At 62.1% G+C, this 13965-nt stretch carries 13 protein-coding genes and 1 pseudogene; 11 read left to right on the top strand and 3 right to left on the bottom strand.

Features of this window, described 5'->3' with window-relative positions:
• From BLX41_RS36230 to ppnP, 7 genes and pseudogenes are all read left to right on the top strand, one after another.
• Nucleotides 1–110: pseudogene (locus BLX41_RS36230) on the top strand (2,4-dienoyl-CoA reductase); the annotation flags it as partial.
• A 3-nt stretch (nt 111–113) separates the two neighbouring features.
• On the top strand, nt 114–1730 hold the full coding sequence (gene atuC / locus BLX41_RS25500) for a geranyl-CoA carboxylase subunit beta (protein ID WP_123727111.1): 1617 nt from the start codon (nt 114–116) through the stop codon (nt 1728–1730).
• Nucleotides 1731–1771: 41 nt separating this feature from the next.
• The gene (atuD, locus tag BLX41_RS25495; protein WP_123727110.1) at nt 1772–2929 is read left to right on the top strand and encodes a citronellyl-CoA dehydrogenase; all 1158 of its coding nucleotides are present in this window, start codon (nt 1772–1774) and stop codon (nt 2927–2929) included.
• The gene (locus tag BLX41_RS25490) at nt 2926–3723 is read left to right on the top strand and encodes an enoyl-CoA hydratase/isomerase family protein (protein ID WP_123727109.1); all 798 of its coding nucleotides are present in this window, start codon (nt 2926–2928) and stop codon (nt 3721–3723) included. Before atuD ends, BLX41_RS25490 begins: the two co-directional genes overlap by 4 nt.
• Before the next feature lie 56 nt (nt 3724–3779).
• Nucleotides 3780–5765, top strand: a complete 1986-nt coding sequence (locus BLX41_RS25485; RefSeq protein WP_123727108.1) for an acetyl/propionyl/methylcrotonyl-CoA carboxylase subunit alpha — start codon at nt 3780–3782, stop codon at nt 5763–5765.
• A gap of 62 nt (nt 5766–5827) precedes the next feature.
• Entirely contained in the window at nt 5828–6367 is a 540-nt protein-coding gene (locus tag BLX41_RS25480; protein WP_123727107.1) for a 3'-5' exonuclease, read from the top strand.
• A gap of 74 nt (nt 6368–6441) precedes the next feature.
• On the top strand, nt 6442–6726 hold the full coding sequence (gene ppnP, locus BLX41_RS25475) for a pyrimidine/purine nucleoside phosphorylase (protein WP_011062476.1): 285 nt from the start codon (nt 6442–6444) through the stop codon (nt 6724–6726).
• An 80-nt stretch (nt 6727–6806) separates the two neighbouring features.
• On the opposite strand, the gene BLX41_RS25470 is transcribed toward ppnP, so the two are convergent.
• Both BLX41_RS25470 and BLX41_RS25465 read right to left on the bottom strand, forming a co-directional pair.
• A complete protein-coding gene (locus BLX41_RS25470; protein WP_123727106.1) occupies nt 6807–7610 on the bottom strand; it encodes an MOSC domain-containing protein in 804 nt (267 codons plus the stop codon).
• Nucleotides 7611–7704: 94 nt separating this feature from the next.
• Nucleotides 7705–8640, bottom strand: a complete 936-nt coding sequence (locus BLX41_RS25465) for a chemotaxis protein CheV (RefSeq protein WP_123727105.1) — start codon at nt 8638–8640, stop codon at nt 7705–7707.
• Nucleotides 8641–9203: 563 nt separating this feature from the next.
• Between BLX41_RS25465 and BLX41_RS25460 the strand changes: the two genes are divergently transcribed.
• From BLX41_RS25460 to BLX41_RS25450, 3 genes are all read left to right on the top strand, one after another.
• Nucleotides 9204–9641 carry a hypothetical protein gene (locus BLX41_RS25460; protein ID WP_123727104.1) on the top strand — a complete coding sequence of 146 codons (438 nt, stop codon included), beginning with the start codon at nt 9204–9206 and terminating at the stop codon, nt 9639–9641.
• Nucleotides 9642–10174: 533 nt separating this feature from the next.
• Entirely contained in the window at nt 10175–11068 is an 894-nt protein-coding gene (locus BLX41_RS25455) for a sensor histidine kinase (protein WP_123727103.1), read from the top strand.
• On the top strand, nt 11065–11724 hold the full coding sequence (locus BLX41_RS25450) for a response regulator (RefSeq protein ID WP_123727102.1): 660 nt from the start codon (nt 11065–11067) through the stop codon (nt 11722–11724). Before BLX41_RS25455 ends, BLX41_RS25450 begins: the two co-directional genes overlap by 4 nt.
• A 1-nt stretch (nt 11725) precedes the next feature.
• On the opposite strand, the gene yegS is transcribed toward BLX41_RS25450, so the two are convergent.
• The gene (gene yegS / locus BLX41_RS25445) at nt 11726–12625 is read right to left on the bottom strand and encodes a lipid kinase YegS (protein WP_123727101.1); all 900 of its coding nucleotides are present in this window, start codon (nt 12623–12625) and stop codon (nt 11726–11728) included.
• 435 nt (nt 12626–13060) lie between these two features.
• Between yegS and BLX41_RS33875 the strand changes: the two genes are divergently transcribed.
• Nucleotides 13061–13965, top strand: a 905-nt coding sequence (locus tag BLX41_RS33875) for a nucleoside-diphosphate sugar epimerase/dehydratase (protein ID WP_404942794.1), incomplete at its 3' end; no start/stop codon positions are given.

Genomic DNA, 13965 nt, shown 5'->3' with positions numbered 1-13965 from the left:
CCCCCAGCCTCGGCAGCCGCGCCTGGCCGTTGGCCAAGGCGCGCAACAGTGAGTCGTACAACGGTTTTCATCGGGCCTACCTGCCCGATGTGCTCAAAGGCGAGGACTGAGCCATGCCGGTGATCCCATCCCAGCTCGATCCCCACAGCCCGCAGTTCGCCCAGAACCGCGAGACGATGCTGGCGGGCCTGCAACAGTTGCAGACCCTGCAGCAGAACCTGCTGAACAAGGCTGCCGAGGCCAAGGCCAAGTTCGACAAGCGCGGCCAACTGCTGCCCCGGGAACGTCTCAACTTGCTGCTGGACCCCGGAGCGCCCTTTCTTGAACTGGCCAGCCTCGCCGGCTACAAGCTGCATGACGACAAGGACGGCAGCCAGGCCGGCGGCGGCCTGATCGCCGGCATCGGCTATGTGTGCGGGGTGCGCATGCTGGTGGTGGCCAATAACAGCGCGATCAAGGGCGGGACCATTTCCCCCAGCGGCCTGAAGAAGTCCCTGCGCCTGCAACAGATCGCCATGGAGAACAAACTGCCGGTGGTGACGCTGGCAGAAAGCGGGGGCGCCAACCTCAACTACGCGGCGGAGATCTTCGTCGAAGGTGCACGCAGTTTCGCCAATCAGGCGCGGATGTCGGCCATGGGCCTGCCACAGATCACCGTGGTCCACGGTTCGGCCACCGCCGGCGGCGCCTATCAGCCCGGACTCTCGGATTACGTGGTGGTGGTGCGCGGCAAGGCCAAGCTGTTTCTCGCCGGGCCGCCACTGCTCAAGGCTGCCACCGGTGAAGTGGCCACCGATGAACAGCTGGGCGGTGCCGAAATGCACGCCCAGGTCGCCGGCACAGCCGAGTACCTGGCGGAGAACGACGCCGACGGCATCCGCATCGTCCGCGAGATCGTCAGCCTGTTGCCGTGGAACGCCCAACTGCCGGTACAACCGGCCAGGACCTGGAGCGAGCCGCTGTATCCCATCGACGAACTGCTCGGACTGATTCCCGACGATCCGAAAAAACCCTATGACGCCCGGGAAATCATCGCCCGCCTGGCGGACGGCTCGCAGTTCCTGGAGTTCAAGGGCGAGTTCGATGCCCAGACCCTGTGCGGCCACCTGCAGATCCAGGGCCGGCCCTGCGGTTTTATCGGCAACAACGGCCCGATCACGCCCCAGGGTGCGAGCAAGGCGGCGCAGTTTATCCAGCTCTGCGACCAGAGCCGCACACCCCTGCTGTTTTTCCACAACACCACCGGCTTCATGGTGGGCACCGAGTCGGAACAGCAAGGGGTGATCAAGCACGGCGCCAAGCTGATCCAGGCGGTGGCCAATGCCCGGGTGCCGAAGCTGACCATCGTCGTCGGCGGCTCCTACGGCGCCGGCAACTATGCGATGTGTGGCCGCGGCCTGGACCCGCGCTTCATCTTCGCCTGGCCCAACAGCCGCACTGCGGTGATGGGCGGCGCCCAGGCCGGCAAGGTGCTGCGCATCGTCACCGAGGCCAAGCATGCGAAGAGCGGCCAGGAGGCCGACCCGAAGATGCTCGACATGCTGGAGCAGGTCACGGCGCAGAAGCTCGACAGCCAGTCCACGGCCTTGTATGGCAGCGCCAACCTGTGGGACGACGGCCTGATCGACCCCCGGGATACCCGCACGCTCCTGGGCTATCTGCTGGACATCTGCCATGAAGCCGATGCCCGGGTCTTGCAGCCCAACAGTTTCGGTGTGGCACGGTTTTGATAGGGCATTTCGCGGTCTGACCCCACTTGAGGAGAACAACAATGATCTTCACCCAGGAACACGAAGAACTGCGGCGCACGGTGCGCCATTTTGTCGACCGCGAGATCAACCCCCACGTCGAGGAATGGGAGAAAGCCGGGCGCTTTCCCATCCACGAGATTTTCCGCAAGGCCGGCGAGCTGGGGCTGCTGGGCATCTCCAAGCCGGAAAAATTCGGCGGCATGGGCCTGGACTACAGCTATTCCATCGTCGCCGCCGAAGAGTTCGGCACCATCCATTGCGGCGGCATTCCCATGTCCATCGGCGTACAGACCGACATGTGCACCCCGGCCCTGGCGCGCTTCGGTTCCGATGAGCTGCGCGACGAGTTTCTGCGGCCGGCCATCACGGGCGAGCAGGTCGGCTGCATCGGCGTCTCCGAGGTCGGCGCCGGTTCCGATGTGGCCGGGCTCAAGACCCATGCGCGCAAGGACGGCGACGACTACGTGATCAACGGCAGCAAGATGTGGATCACCAACTCCCCCAGCGCCGACTTCATCTGTCTGCTGGCCAATACCTCGGACGACAAGCCCCACGTCAACAAGTCGCTGATCATGGTGCCGATGAACACCCCGGGCATCAGCCTCAGTTCGCACCTGGACAAGCTCGGCATGCGCAGCTCGGAAACCGCCCAGGTGTTCTTCGACAATGTGCGGGTGCCCCAGCGCAATCGAATCGGTCATGAAGGCGCCGGTTTCATGATGCAGATGCTGCAGTTCCAGGAGGAACGGCTGTTCGGCGCGGCGAACATGATCAAGGGCCTGGAGTACTGCGTCGACAGCACCATCGAGTACTGCAAGGAGCGCCGCACCTTCGGCAACCCGCTGATCGACAATCAGGTCATCCACTTCCGCCTGGCCGAGCTGTCCACCGAGATCGAGTGCCTGCGGGCCCTGGTCTACCAGGCCACCGAGCAGTATGTTCGCGGCCAGGACGTGACCCGCCTGGCCTCCATGGCCAAGCTCAAGGCCGGGCGCCTGGGCCGTGAGGTCAGCGACAGTTGCCTGCAGTACTGGGGCGGCATGGGCTTCATGTGGGACAACCCGGTGGCCCGCGCCTATCGCGATGTGCGCCTGGTTTCCATTGGCGGCGGCGCCGACGAGATCATGCTGGGGATCATCTGCAAACTCATGGGCATCCTGCCGGGGAAAAAGAAATGAGCCCGCTCCCGGCCTGCCAGACCCTGCTGCTGGAACCGCGCAATGGTGTGCTGTTCATCACCCTCAACCGCCCCGAGAGCCGCAACGCCATGAGCCTGCAGATGGTGGCGGAGCTGCGTACCGTGCTCGCCGCCGTGCGAGAGCGGCGGAGCATCCGCGCCCTGGTCCTGCGTGGCTCCGGTGGCCACTTCTGTGCCGGCGGCGACCTCAAGGACATGGCCGGCGCCCGCACCCGAGGCAGCGCTGCCTACCGTGAACTGAACCGGGCGTTCGGTGCGCTGCTGGAAGAAGCCCAGCAGACACCCCAGGTGCTGGTTTGCGTGTTGCAGGGCGCGGTGCTGGGCGGCGGCTTCGGCCTGGCGTGCGTCAGCGATATCGCCATCGCCGAACACAGTGCGCAGTTCGGCATGCCGGAAACCGGCCTCGGTCTGCTGCCGGCGCAGATCGCCCCCTTCGTGGTGCGGCGCATCGGCCTGACCCAGGCCCGACGCCTGACCCTGACCGCCGCCCGCTTTGACGGTGCCGAAGCCCTGCGCCTGGGCCTGGTGCACTTTGTCGAGGCCGATTCCCGGTCCTTGGAAGAACGCCTTGAACAGCAGCTGTCGCAAGTCCTGCGCTGCGCCCCCGGGGCCAACGCTGCAACCAAGGCCCTGCTCCTGGCCAGCGTCGACCAGCCTCTGGGGCCCCTGCTGGATCAGGCCGCCGAAGACTTCGCCCAGGCCGTCACCGGAGCGGAAGGCCTCGAAGGCACCCTGGCCTTCGTGCAAAAACGCAAACCGGCCTGGGCCAGCTGAGCCTTTTAGGAGCCGGCTTGCCGGCGAACGCCCCCCACCGATTCCCGGGAGCCTGTATGCCCACTTTCAGCAAGATCCTGATCGCCAACCGTGGCGAAATCGCCTGCCGCATCCAGCGCACCGCCCAGGCCCTGGGCTACCGCACCGTGGCCGTGTTCAGCGACGCCGACGCCGATGCCCTGCATGTGCACATGGCCGACGAAGCCATCCACATCGGCCCGTCCCCGGTGCAGCAGTCCTACCTCAACAGCGGGGCAATTCTCGACGCCGCCCGGCGCAGCGGTGCCGACGCCATCCACCCGGGCTACGGCTTCCTCTCGGAAAACCCCGAGTTCGCCGCAGCCTGTGCGGCCGCCGGTATCACCTTCATCGGCCCCAGTGCCGCCGCCATCGAACTGATGGGCAGCAAGCGCCGCTCGAAGATCACCATGCTGGAAGCCGGTGTGCCCTGTATCCAGGGCTACCAGGGCGAGGAGCAGGACGACGCAACTTTGCAGCGCGAAGCCCAGCGCATCGGCTATCCGCTGATGATCAAGGCCAGCGCCGGGGGCGGTGGACGCGGCATGCGCCTGGTGCAGCGTCACGAGCAGTTGCTGGAACAGATCCGTACCGCACGCTCGGAAGCCCTGCATGCCTTCGGCAGCGACGAGCTGATTCTGGAGCAGGCGCTGATCGAGCCCCGGCACGTGGAAATGCAGGTCTTCGGCGACCAGCACGGTCATTTGATCTATTTGGGTGAACGGGACTGCTCGATTCAGCGCCGCCATCAGAAGGTCATCGAGGAGGCACCCTGCCCGGTGCTGACCGGGGATCTGCGTCGGGCCATGGGCGAGGCGGCACTCAAGGCCGGGCGCGCGGTGAACTATGTCGGCGCCGGCACCGTGGAGTTCCTGCTGGACGCTCGCGGCCAGTTCTACTTCCTGGAAATGAACACTCGCCTGCAGGTAGAGCATCCGGTCACCGAACTGGTCACTGGCCTGGATCTGGTGGCCCTGCAGTTGCAAGTCGCTGCCGGCGAGCCCCTGCCCCTGACCCAGGAGCAAGTGCAGCTCAACGGCCATGCCATCGAAGTTCGCCTGTACGCCGAGGACCCGGCGCAGAACTTTCTGCCCCAGACCGGCCAGGTCCTGCGCTGGGAGCCGGCGCCGGGGATACGCACCGACCACGGCTTGCAGGAAGGCCAATGGGTCAGCCCCTTCTACGACCCGATGCTGGGCAAGCTGATCGCCCACGGCGCTACCCGCGAGGAAGCCCGGCGCAAGCTGTTGCACGGGGTCGAGGACTGTGTGCTGCTGGGGCTTGAGAGCAACCGCCGGCTGCTGGTCGGTGTGCTCAGGCACCCGGTATTTGCCAGCGGTCGGTTCAGCACCGCGTTCATCGCCGAACATTTTGCCGAGGACCCGAGCCTGCAACCGCAGCGCCCCAGCCCCGAGGAACTGGCCATCGCCGCTGCGCTCTTCTATCACCACAGCGCCAGCGCACACCGCTCAAACCTGAGTGCCTGGCGCAACAACGCCAGTGTGCCCCTGGTCTACCGCATCGGCCTGGATGACCGTCACTGGTCGCTGGAACTGAGTCCCTCGGCATCGGGCCTGTTGCACGTACAGCAGGGGGATGACGTGTGGGCAGTCAAGGTCATGACCGCCGATGGCCGCCGAGCCACACTGGAGGTCGCGGGCATTCGTCGGCACTACGCCTATCAACTGCAAGATGGCGAACTCTGGCTGAGTAGCCGCCAGGGCAGCCTGCATCTGCAGGACCGCACCCATGCGCCGGTACAGGGCCAACCGGGCGCCGATTCCGGCACCCTCAAGGCCCCCATGGACGGGGCCATAGTCGACGTGCTGGTCAGCGAGGGCATGAGTGTCAGCAAGGGCCAGCTGCTGCTGGTGCTGGAGGCAATGAAGATGGAACACCCACTCAAGGCCGGGATCGACGGAGTGATCAGTCGGGTCCAGGTCAACCTCGGGGACCAGGTGAAGAACCGGCAGATTCTGCTGGAGGTGGAACAAGCCGATCCCACCCCGGAAATGGAGCACTAGGCGGATGCCTCAGCTTTGGCTACGCTCAAGCCTCATCAGGAGTTTGAAGGCTGGAATTTGCGATGCCCCACTGGCTGGTAATAGATCTGGAAGCCACGACGGATGAAGGGGGCTGGCCGGTTAGCGAGATGGAAATCATCGAAATCGGAGCCACCCTGGTTAACCGCCAGGGTCGGGAACAGGACCATTTCCAGCGTTTCGTCCGCCCATTGCGACGTCCTCGGCTGACGCCGTTCTGCCGCGAACTGACCCATATCACTCAGGCCAATATCGACAGCGCCGCACCGTTGAGCGAAGTCTGGACTCTGTTCGAACGCTGGCTGGGCCAGCATCAGTCACGTCTGGAGGGCTGGGCCAGTTGGGGCGACTATGACCGCAAGCAACTGCAACTGGAGTGGCACAACCAGCAACTGCAGAGTCTGTTGAATGACGTCCCGCACATGAACCTCAAGCAGCGCTTCGCCAAGGCCCGGCGCCTGGAGCGCCCCCTGGGCCTGAATGCAGCCCTGCAACTGGCCGGCATGCAGTTCAATGGCCAACAGCATCGAGCCCTGGAAGATGCACGCAATACAGCGCGCTTATTGCCGCTGATTCTTCCATGATGGCGGCAGGTGACGGCCTTTGAGGCCTTGTGCATACTGGCCGACCTTTTTGACCCTTTCTTGAGGAATCGCCCATGTTTAAAGTCAACGAGTACTTCGACGGCACCGTCAAGTCGATTGCCTTCGGCACGGCCGAAGGCCCAGCCACCATTGGCGTCATGGCCCCGGGCGAATACGAGTTCGGTACAGCGCAACGGGAAATCATGCACGTGGTGTCCGGCGCCCTGACCGTGCGCCTGCCCGACAGCGCCGACTGGGAAACCTTTCCGGCCGGTAGCCAGTTCAACGTACCGGCCAACAGCAAGTTCCAACTGAAAGTTGCCGTGGACACCGCCTACCTGTGCGAATACCGCGGTTGATTCACCTGTCACGGCTATCGCGCTGACAAAAAATGCCCGCTTCCTAAAGAGACGGGCATTTTTCATGGCGCCAAGAAACGCTATTCGAGGACGGTCACGGGCATCCCCACCCGCAATTGACCGTTGCCGTCGTTGACCAGGTTCTGCCCGAACATCGCCCCGTCGGCCTGGGCGCGATACTTCTGCAAGGTGGCCAGGGGTTCGCGGTCGGCGCTGCGTTCGCCAGTCTGTGGATCGATGGTGGTCAGGATGCAGCGCGAACACGGCTTGACCACTCGAAACTCGACATCGCCAATCCGTATGCGCCGCCACTGGTCCTCGGCAAAGGCCTCGCTGCCTTCGATCACCAGATTGGGCCGAAAACGCAGCATCTCCAGGGGCCGCCCGACCCGACCGGACAGGTCCTCCAGGGACGCCTGACCAATCAACAACAGCGGAAAACCATCGGCAAACGCCACTTGATCATCGTCTCGGCCATAACCTGCCGCGGTGCTCCGCGCCCGCTCCGCAGGCACCTGCACCAGGCGGGTGGGCTTGCCGATGAACTCACTGACCCAGGCGCCCGCCTCGTCCCCGGCATCGGGCACCCGCAGGCTGTCGTGCCAGATGGTCACGCCGCGCAGTGCGGCATCGGCCGCCGGCAGGGGCACATCAAGGGTGGAAAGCCCGGGAGCGCTGAGGGTCAGGCCACCCTGGCCATTGCACAGCGCCGAGAGCTGACTCATGCGCCCCACGGCACGCTGGGTGAGGAAGCGCCCGCTGGCCTCGTCCACCAGCATCCAGCGGCGATCCCCCTCCAGACCGAGCTTGTCCAGACCGATCTGTTGCAGGGTTTCGCCCCTGGCGGATTTCAACGGGTATCGATAAAGCGCGCTAAGACGCATGTCCAGCTCCCTGTGTGGGCAAAAAGGCTCACCCTATACCAGCGCTTCGACGAAACAAAGACGCAAGGGAAAAGCGGCCGGACATCCTCGTGAATCAGACGCTGACTTCATCCAGCATCAGACGCTGACGGACCACGTCCACCAGTTTGTCCGGTTGAAACTTGGAGAGAAAATTGTCGCAGCCGACCTTCTTCACCATGGATTCGTTGAAGCTGCCGGACAAGGATGTGTGCAGCACCACATAGAGCCCACGCAGGCGCGGGTCGTTGCGGATCTCGGTAGTCAGGCGATAGCCGTCCATCTCCGGCATTTCCGCATCGGTGAACACCATCAACAGTTTTTCGGTCATGTCGACCCCCGTATCGGCCCAGGCCTTGAGCATGTTCAGAGCCTTGAGGCCGTCGCTGGCGATGTGCATCTTCACCCCGAGCTGGCCGAGGGTGTCGCGCAGTTGCGAGAGCGCCACATTGGAGTCGTCCACCAGCAGCACCTCGCGGCCGCGAGCACGCTCCAGCACCGGATCTTCCAGCTTGTCCCGGGAAACCTTGGCGTTGTAGGGGACGATTTCCGCCAGGACTTTCTCGACGTCGATGATTTCCACCAGCTGCTCGTCAACCTTGCTGATGGCCGTCAGGTAGTGCTGGCGCCCGGCGCTGGTAGGCGGCGGCATGATGGCTTCCCAGTTCATGTTGACGATGCGGTCCACGCCGCCCACCAGGAATGCCTGAACCGAACGGTTGTACTCGGTGACGATGATGGTGCTGTTGGGCCCCGGAACCAGGGGGCGCATGCCGATGGCCTGGGACAGGTCGATGACCGGCAGGGTCTGGCCACGCAGGTTGACCACACCACAAACGAATGGATGGCGTTGCGGCATCAGGGTCAGCTTGGGCAGTTGCAGGACTTCCTGAACCTTGAAGACGTTGATCGCGAACAACTGCCGACCGGCCAGACGGAACATGAGGATTTCCAGGCGATTCTCACCCACCAGTTGCGTGCGTTGATCTACCGTGTCGAGAATGCCGGCCATTAATGACTCCTGGGCTTGTTCTGATGAATTCACTAAAGACTGATATCGGCGGGCTCCACCGTATCTTGACCCGCATGCAAATTGCCACATAAAAGCCATTGATGTCACATTAACATCATGCTTTACTGAGGCGGTCAATTCAGTAGTACGACTTCCCGACGACGCGACCTTACTCTCGAGGTGAAGTTCCTGCATCTAAGGGTTTCCCCTATCAACAATCAGGACCATCCTGATATTCGCAATATCCAATAGCCATTAATGTGACGCCATTCTCATTGCATGAATGGAGTCAGGCTTTTGTTTGTGATCGCAGAAAGGTGGCCCAGGACCCTTTCAAGCCAAAACACCCACGCCTATCAAGCCCCTGCGCACGTGCGCCGCGTTGCTGTGACCGGTATTCGGGCCACTTGTGCAAGCGATGAACATCAGCTCTCTCTCTCCCTTTCACCCCCTGAAAAACATTCAGATTTATCTTATATACAAACTCAAAAAACGCGCCCTACCTTAAAACCGTTCAGCCAAGGCCCTATCCCGCCATCGAACTCGAAGTCATGGAGATAAGCATGCGAAAGGACGGCCAAGAGTGCGCTCCCCCTCTACCTGAGTTCCTGCTTGAAGCCCAAGCCCTGCTGGCTAAATCGGAAGATTGCCTGAGCCATCTGCACCTGATCAGGAATGACGAAGAGGCAATCAATTGCCTGCTCGCCAGCCTGCTGTGCCTGGCCCAGACGGCGGCCCGCCACTCCATCAGCCCACTGGCCGAATTCGCCTTGCATATTCACGGTGTGCTGAAACGCACGGCACATCCGCTGGACCTCAACGATCCGATCCTCGACGCCTTGAAAAGCTGCCTGACCCTGATGGCCTGGCAACTGGAACTGATCGACCCGCACAACGGCCAACTCAATCTGGATGACAGTGAACAGGTCCTGCTGCTCGACGAATTGACCGATCAAGTGGCGCAAAACTGCACCTGCGCTTATCCCTCCTGCACCCATTGAAGTTGCACTTGTGCCGCTGGATCGCAGATAAAGCCCGTAGTTACGATAGCCAACCCGAAACATCAGTAAAACTTCGGGCCCAGGGTCAAACATCTGGTCGTTATTGAGTATTTCATACCCAAGAGCGACATCATCGATTCAACAACTCCAACTAGCGCCTGCCCCGGACTTCCTGTTCGGAGCCACATACGTGCCCGCAAAACCGGCCGCCCTCCATTTTCCTCGGCCTTCCCAAGGCCTATGGAGGAAATGAAACAAACGTGCCGCAGGCCCATATTCCTGACTTCCAGGACATATATACCTGTGCGTATAAGCGCGACCAACGGTATCTTCGGTGGTATTATGTCGCGCATAAACGGACACAGTTAATGGCACTTTGATTCCAATGTCGGCAGTCACCACTCGGCGTGTACGAGGCAAATAGACAGCGTTGATTGAAACCGGGTATTCAAATAGCACCGTTTCTTAAACAAGCCCGGTCATCCACCCCTGACCGAGCTCTTCGCAGCGAACATTCATTGGCTCCATCCGCTATGTACGCCAGCCTCAAGTCATTCTTCTCTTGGCCCCTCTCCCGAGATCATCTGCGCTGGCTCAGCCTGTTGCTGTGTTCCTGCTCGACCCTGGGCAACGTGCTGATCTACTGCCTGGGCCTGCCCCTGCCCCTGATCTTGCTACTGCTCAATATCGCGGCTCTGGCCTGTATCTGGATGCAATACAGCTATTCGCGAAAATCCATTCGCTTCCAGCCCCAGGAGCTCGCCGAACGCCTGCTTGAGGTCAAGGAGAATGAGCGGCACCGCCTCAGCCGTGAACTGCACGATGACATCGGCCAATTGCTGACCGCGGCAAAACTGCAGACCGACTGGCTCAAGCGGCGCCTGCCGAATGACCTGCAGGAACCCTGCGCGGTACTGGGCACCACCCTGGAAGAGACCCTGGCCAAGGTGCGTGACGTGTCCGCGATCCTCAATCCCCGGCAGTTGGCCAGCCTGGGACTGGAGGCCAGTCTGCGCGCCCACCTGCTCAAGACCCTGGAAAACACCTCGGTGCACTGGAGCCTGGAATGCCGCCAGCGCCTGGCGGGAATCCCGGAGGAAATGGCCGTCGCAGCGTTTCGCATCACCCAGGAAGCAGTCACCAACATGCTGCGCCACGCCCAGGCGAAAAACCTGCTGGTACGGGTGCAGCGACTGCCGGAAGGCCTTTCGCTGTTCATCAGCGACGATGGCCAGGGGTTCGCCCCGGCCAGCGATCCCGCCGCCCGAGGCCAACGCGGCATGGCCGGGATGCAGGAGCGAATCAGTCAGTTGGGCGGCCTGTTGCAAGTCACCAGCGAGATCGACCAAGGCACCCAGATCGAAGCACTCTTTCCCTGGGCCCCTCGCACTCTTGAGCGGGCCAGCACGAATAAGGTTTCACATTGACCTGTAATTTACTCTTGGTGGATGACCACTCGCTCATCAGAGCTGGGGTGCGTGCCCTGGTCATGGACATTCCCGGATACGCGGTGATCGGTGAGGCCGATGACGGCGCGCACCTGCTGGAAATGGTCGAGAAACTGCATCCGGACATCGTCCTGCTGGACCTGTCGATGAAACGCATCGGCGGCCTCGACGCCCTGCGCCGGCTCAAGGCAATGCGGCCCCAGAGCAAAGTTCTGATCCTGTCGATGCACACCGATCCCGCCCTGATCATGCAGGCCCTGGAATCCGGTGCCCACGGCTATTTGCTCAAGGACACCACTGCCAACGAACTCGAACATGCCCTGGAAGCGCTGCGCAACAACGAGCGCTACCTGAGTCCGGCGATTGCTCACACAGTGATCAACCAGGCGCTGACCCGGGCCCAGAAGCATCAGCCCCAACCTGTGGAAAACCATAACCTGACAGCTCGCCAGCTGGAAATCCTGCGGCTGATCGTGCGGGGCAAATCCACCCGGGAGATTGCCCTGGGCCTGGGTTTGAGCATCAAGACCGTGGAAACCCACCGCTCGCAGATCATGAAACGCCTGCAGATTTTCGACGTCGCCGGGCTGGTGCTGTTCGCCGTGCGCGAGCGCATCATCAGCCTTGACGACTGACTCAGCGAACCGCGCCGAGCAACGGCGAATCCGCCGGCAAATGCACCTGCAAGGCCGCAGGGCGAGCGGTGAAACGCAAGGTATCGCCCTGCAGCGGTTCGCCGTCGAGATTGATGTCCAGGCCTCTTGAGGCCTTGATCTCGACCCAGGGCAGGCGCGCGCGGACAAACATATTGTCGATCCCCAGGCCACCGGCCAGCAGACTCTTCAAGGTACCCACCAGTTCCTGAGGCGCCGGCAGAATGCTGATATCCAGCAAGCCGTCGTCGGCCAGGGCCCCCGGGCACAGCTCATGCCCGCCCCCCGCCTGCCGGCCGTTGCCGATGCCCAGAGCCAGCAGTTCACCACGCCAATGGAAATCGGGTCCCTGCAACTCGCCATAGGCCGCACTCAACTCGGCAAAGCGCGAGAGCCCGGTAAACAGATAAGCGGCACCGCCGAGGACTTTCTTCAAATCCTCCGAGGTGTTGGCAGTGACCTGGCTGCCAAAGCCGCCGGTGGCCATATTGAGGAAAACCTGTCCCCCCACCTCCCCCAGGTCGATCGCTCGGGCCGGAACGTCCAGCAAATCCAGAGCCGCCGCCGGGTCAAGGGGAACACCGGCAGCCCGGGCAAAGTCATTGGCCGTGCCCAATGGCAGCAACACCAGGCTGGCCGGGGCCGAGGCATTGGCCAGGGCCTCGGCAATATCTCGCAGCGTGCCGTCGCCGCCTCCGGCAATCAGCCGGGTATGCCCGGCGTCCAGCGCCTCATTCACCAGACGCTGGGCATCTCCCGCCTCCCAGGTCAGGCGCACCGAGACCTCCCAGCCGGCAGCGCGCTTGGCCTCGACCGCAGTGCGCACCTCATCGTTGAGGGCCTGCTTGCCGTGCAGTATCAACAGTGCCTTGCGCTCACTCATCAGCCATGACTCCGGTTATTGGTTCCTGAAGGATGTTGACCTTGGACGCGGCGAGAAAAGTCTGTCCCATCGATTATTTTTTTGCCCAAGCCAGTCTGGCCCGCAATTACCACTCAAGACCGAGGTTAGCCCGACAGCGAGGAAAATCTTCCATCGGTAGCCTGCTTTCGATTAGCCAGCCGCAGCTTCATGAGCTTTACTGAGCCAGGTCGTTTAGATGATGGAGTGCAGGCCATCGCACTAACCGGTGCCTGGAGACTCACCTGAGTACGCCGAAAACCCTGCCTCCCTCAATGAACGCCTGCCCCGCCCATGGATGAATCGGTGTGGTTTTTTTCGGTGTCGGGAAGCGCGACGGGAAGAAAGAAGTAGTTTCGAACTTCCTGATGTTCCTTCCGGTCAACCGGTTTGCCTTGGATCGAGGGAACTGATCTTATGCGGTTGCAACCTGTAGACAGCCTGTTACTGACTCGTCCCAGCATGGTCGAGTATTTCCTGTTCGGCATACGCGTAGTCCATGGCGCAACCGCGATCATTCCGGGACTGTTGCTGCTCCTGCTGTCGACCACTGACCTCAACGTGCTCCGAAGCGACCTGACCATCCTGCTGTTTTTCGGCGTCATCAGCGTCATGATCTTCCAGGCCCTGGGGGTCTATGCCGAGTCGATCTTCAGCAACCGCTTGCGCTTCCAGCTGACCCTGTTTGCCTGGGCCTCATCGTTTTGTGTGCTGCTGTTCATGCATCACTCGATGCAGATGTTCAAGACCATCGCTCCCCCTCAACTGCTCGCCTGGTTCATCGGCAGCTTTGTGCTGTTCGGAATCGAGCGCCTGGTTCTCCTGACCCTGTTCCAGCAACTGATGCAACGAGGGGTATTCCTGCAGAACGCGGTGATTCTCGGCGCCACGGAAAACGGCCAGCGCCTGGCGGAATACCTGGCCCAGCATCAGGACATCCGCTCCGGAGTCATCGGCTTCATCGATGACCGCATTGGCCGTCTCCCCAAGACCCTGTGCAATCTGCCGCTGTTGGGCAACTCCAGCGACCTGGAGCGCTTGATCCGCGAGGAAAAGGTCACCCAGGTCCTGGTAGCCCTGCCCTGGTCGGCGGAAAATCGCATGGCCTATGTCATCCGCGAACTGCGGCGGCTGCCAGTGAACGTGCTGCTGGTACCCGACATGGTGGCCTTCCGGCATGCCCACAACCGCATCACCGAAGTCGCCAACCTGCCGATGTTCAATGCCTCCGAAGTCCCTCTGCGAGGTTGGTCACCCTTCTTCAAGCGCCTGGAAGACATGCTGCTGTCCACCCTCGCCCTGGTATTGCTGTCACCGCTGAT

It is taken from the genome of Pseudomonas protegens, assembly GCF_003732485.1.
In the GTDB taxonomy this organism is placed as follows: domain Bacteria; phylum Pseudomonadota; class Gammaproteobacteria; order Pseudomonadales; family Pseudomonadaceae; genus Aquipseudomonas; species Aquipseudomonas protegens_B.
This window is presented reverse-complemented; position numbering and strand designations above follow the sequence as displayed.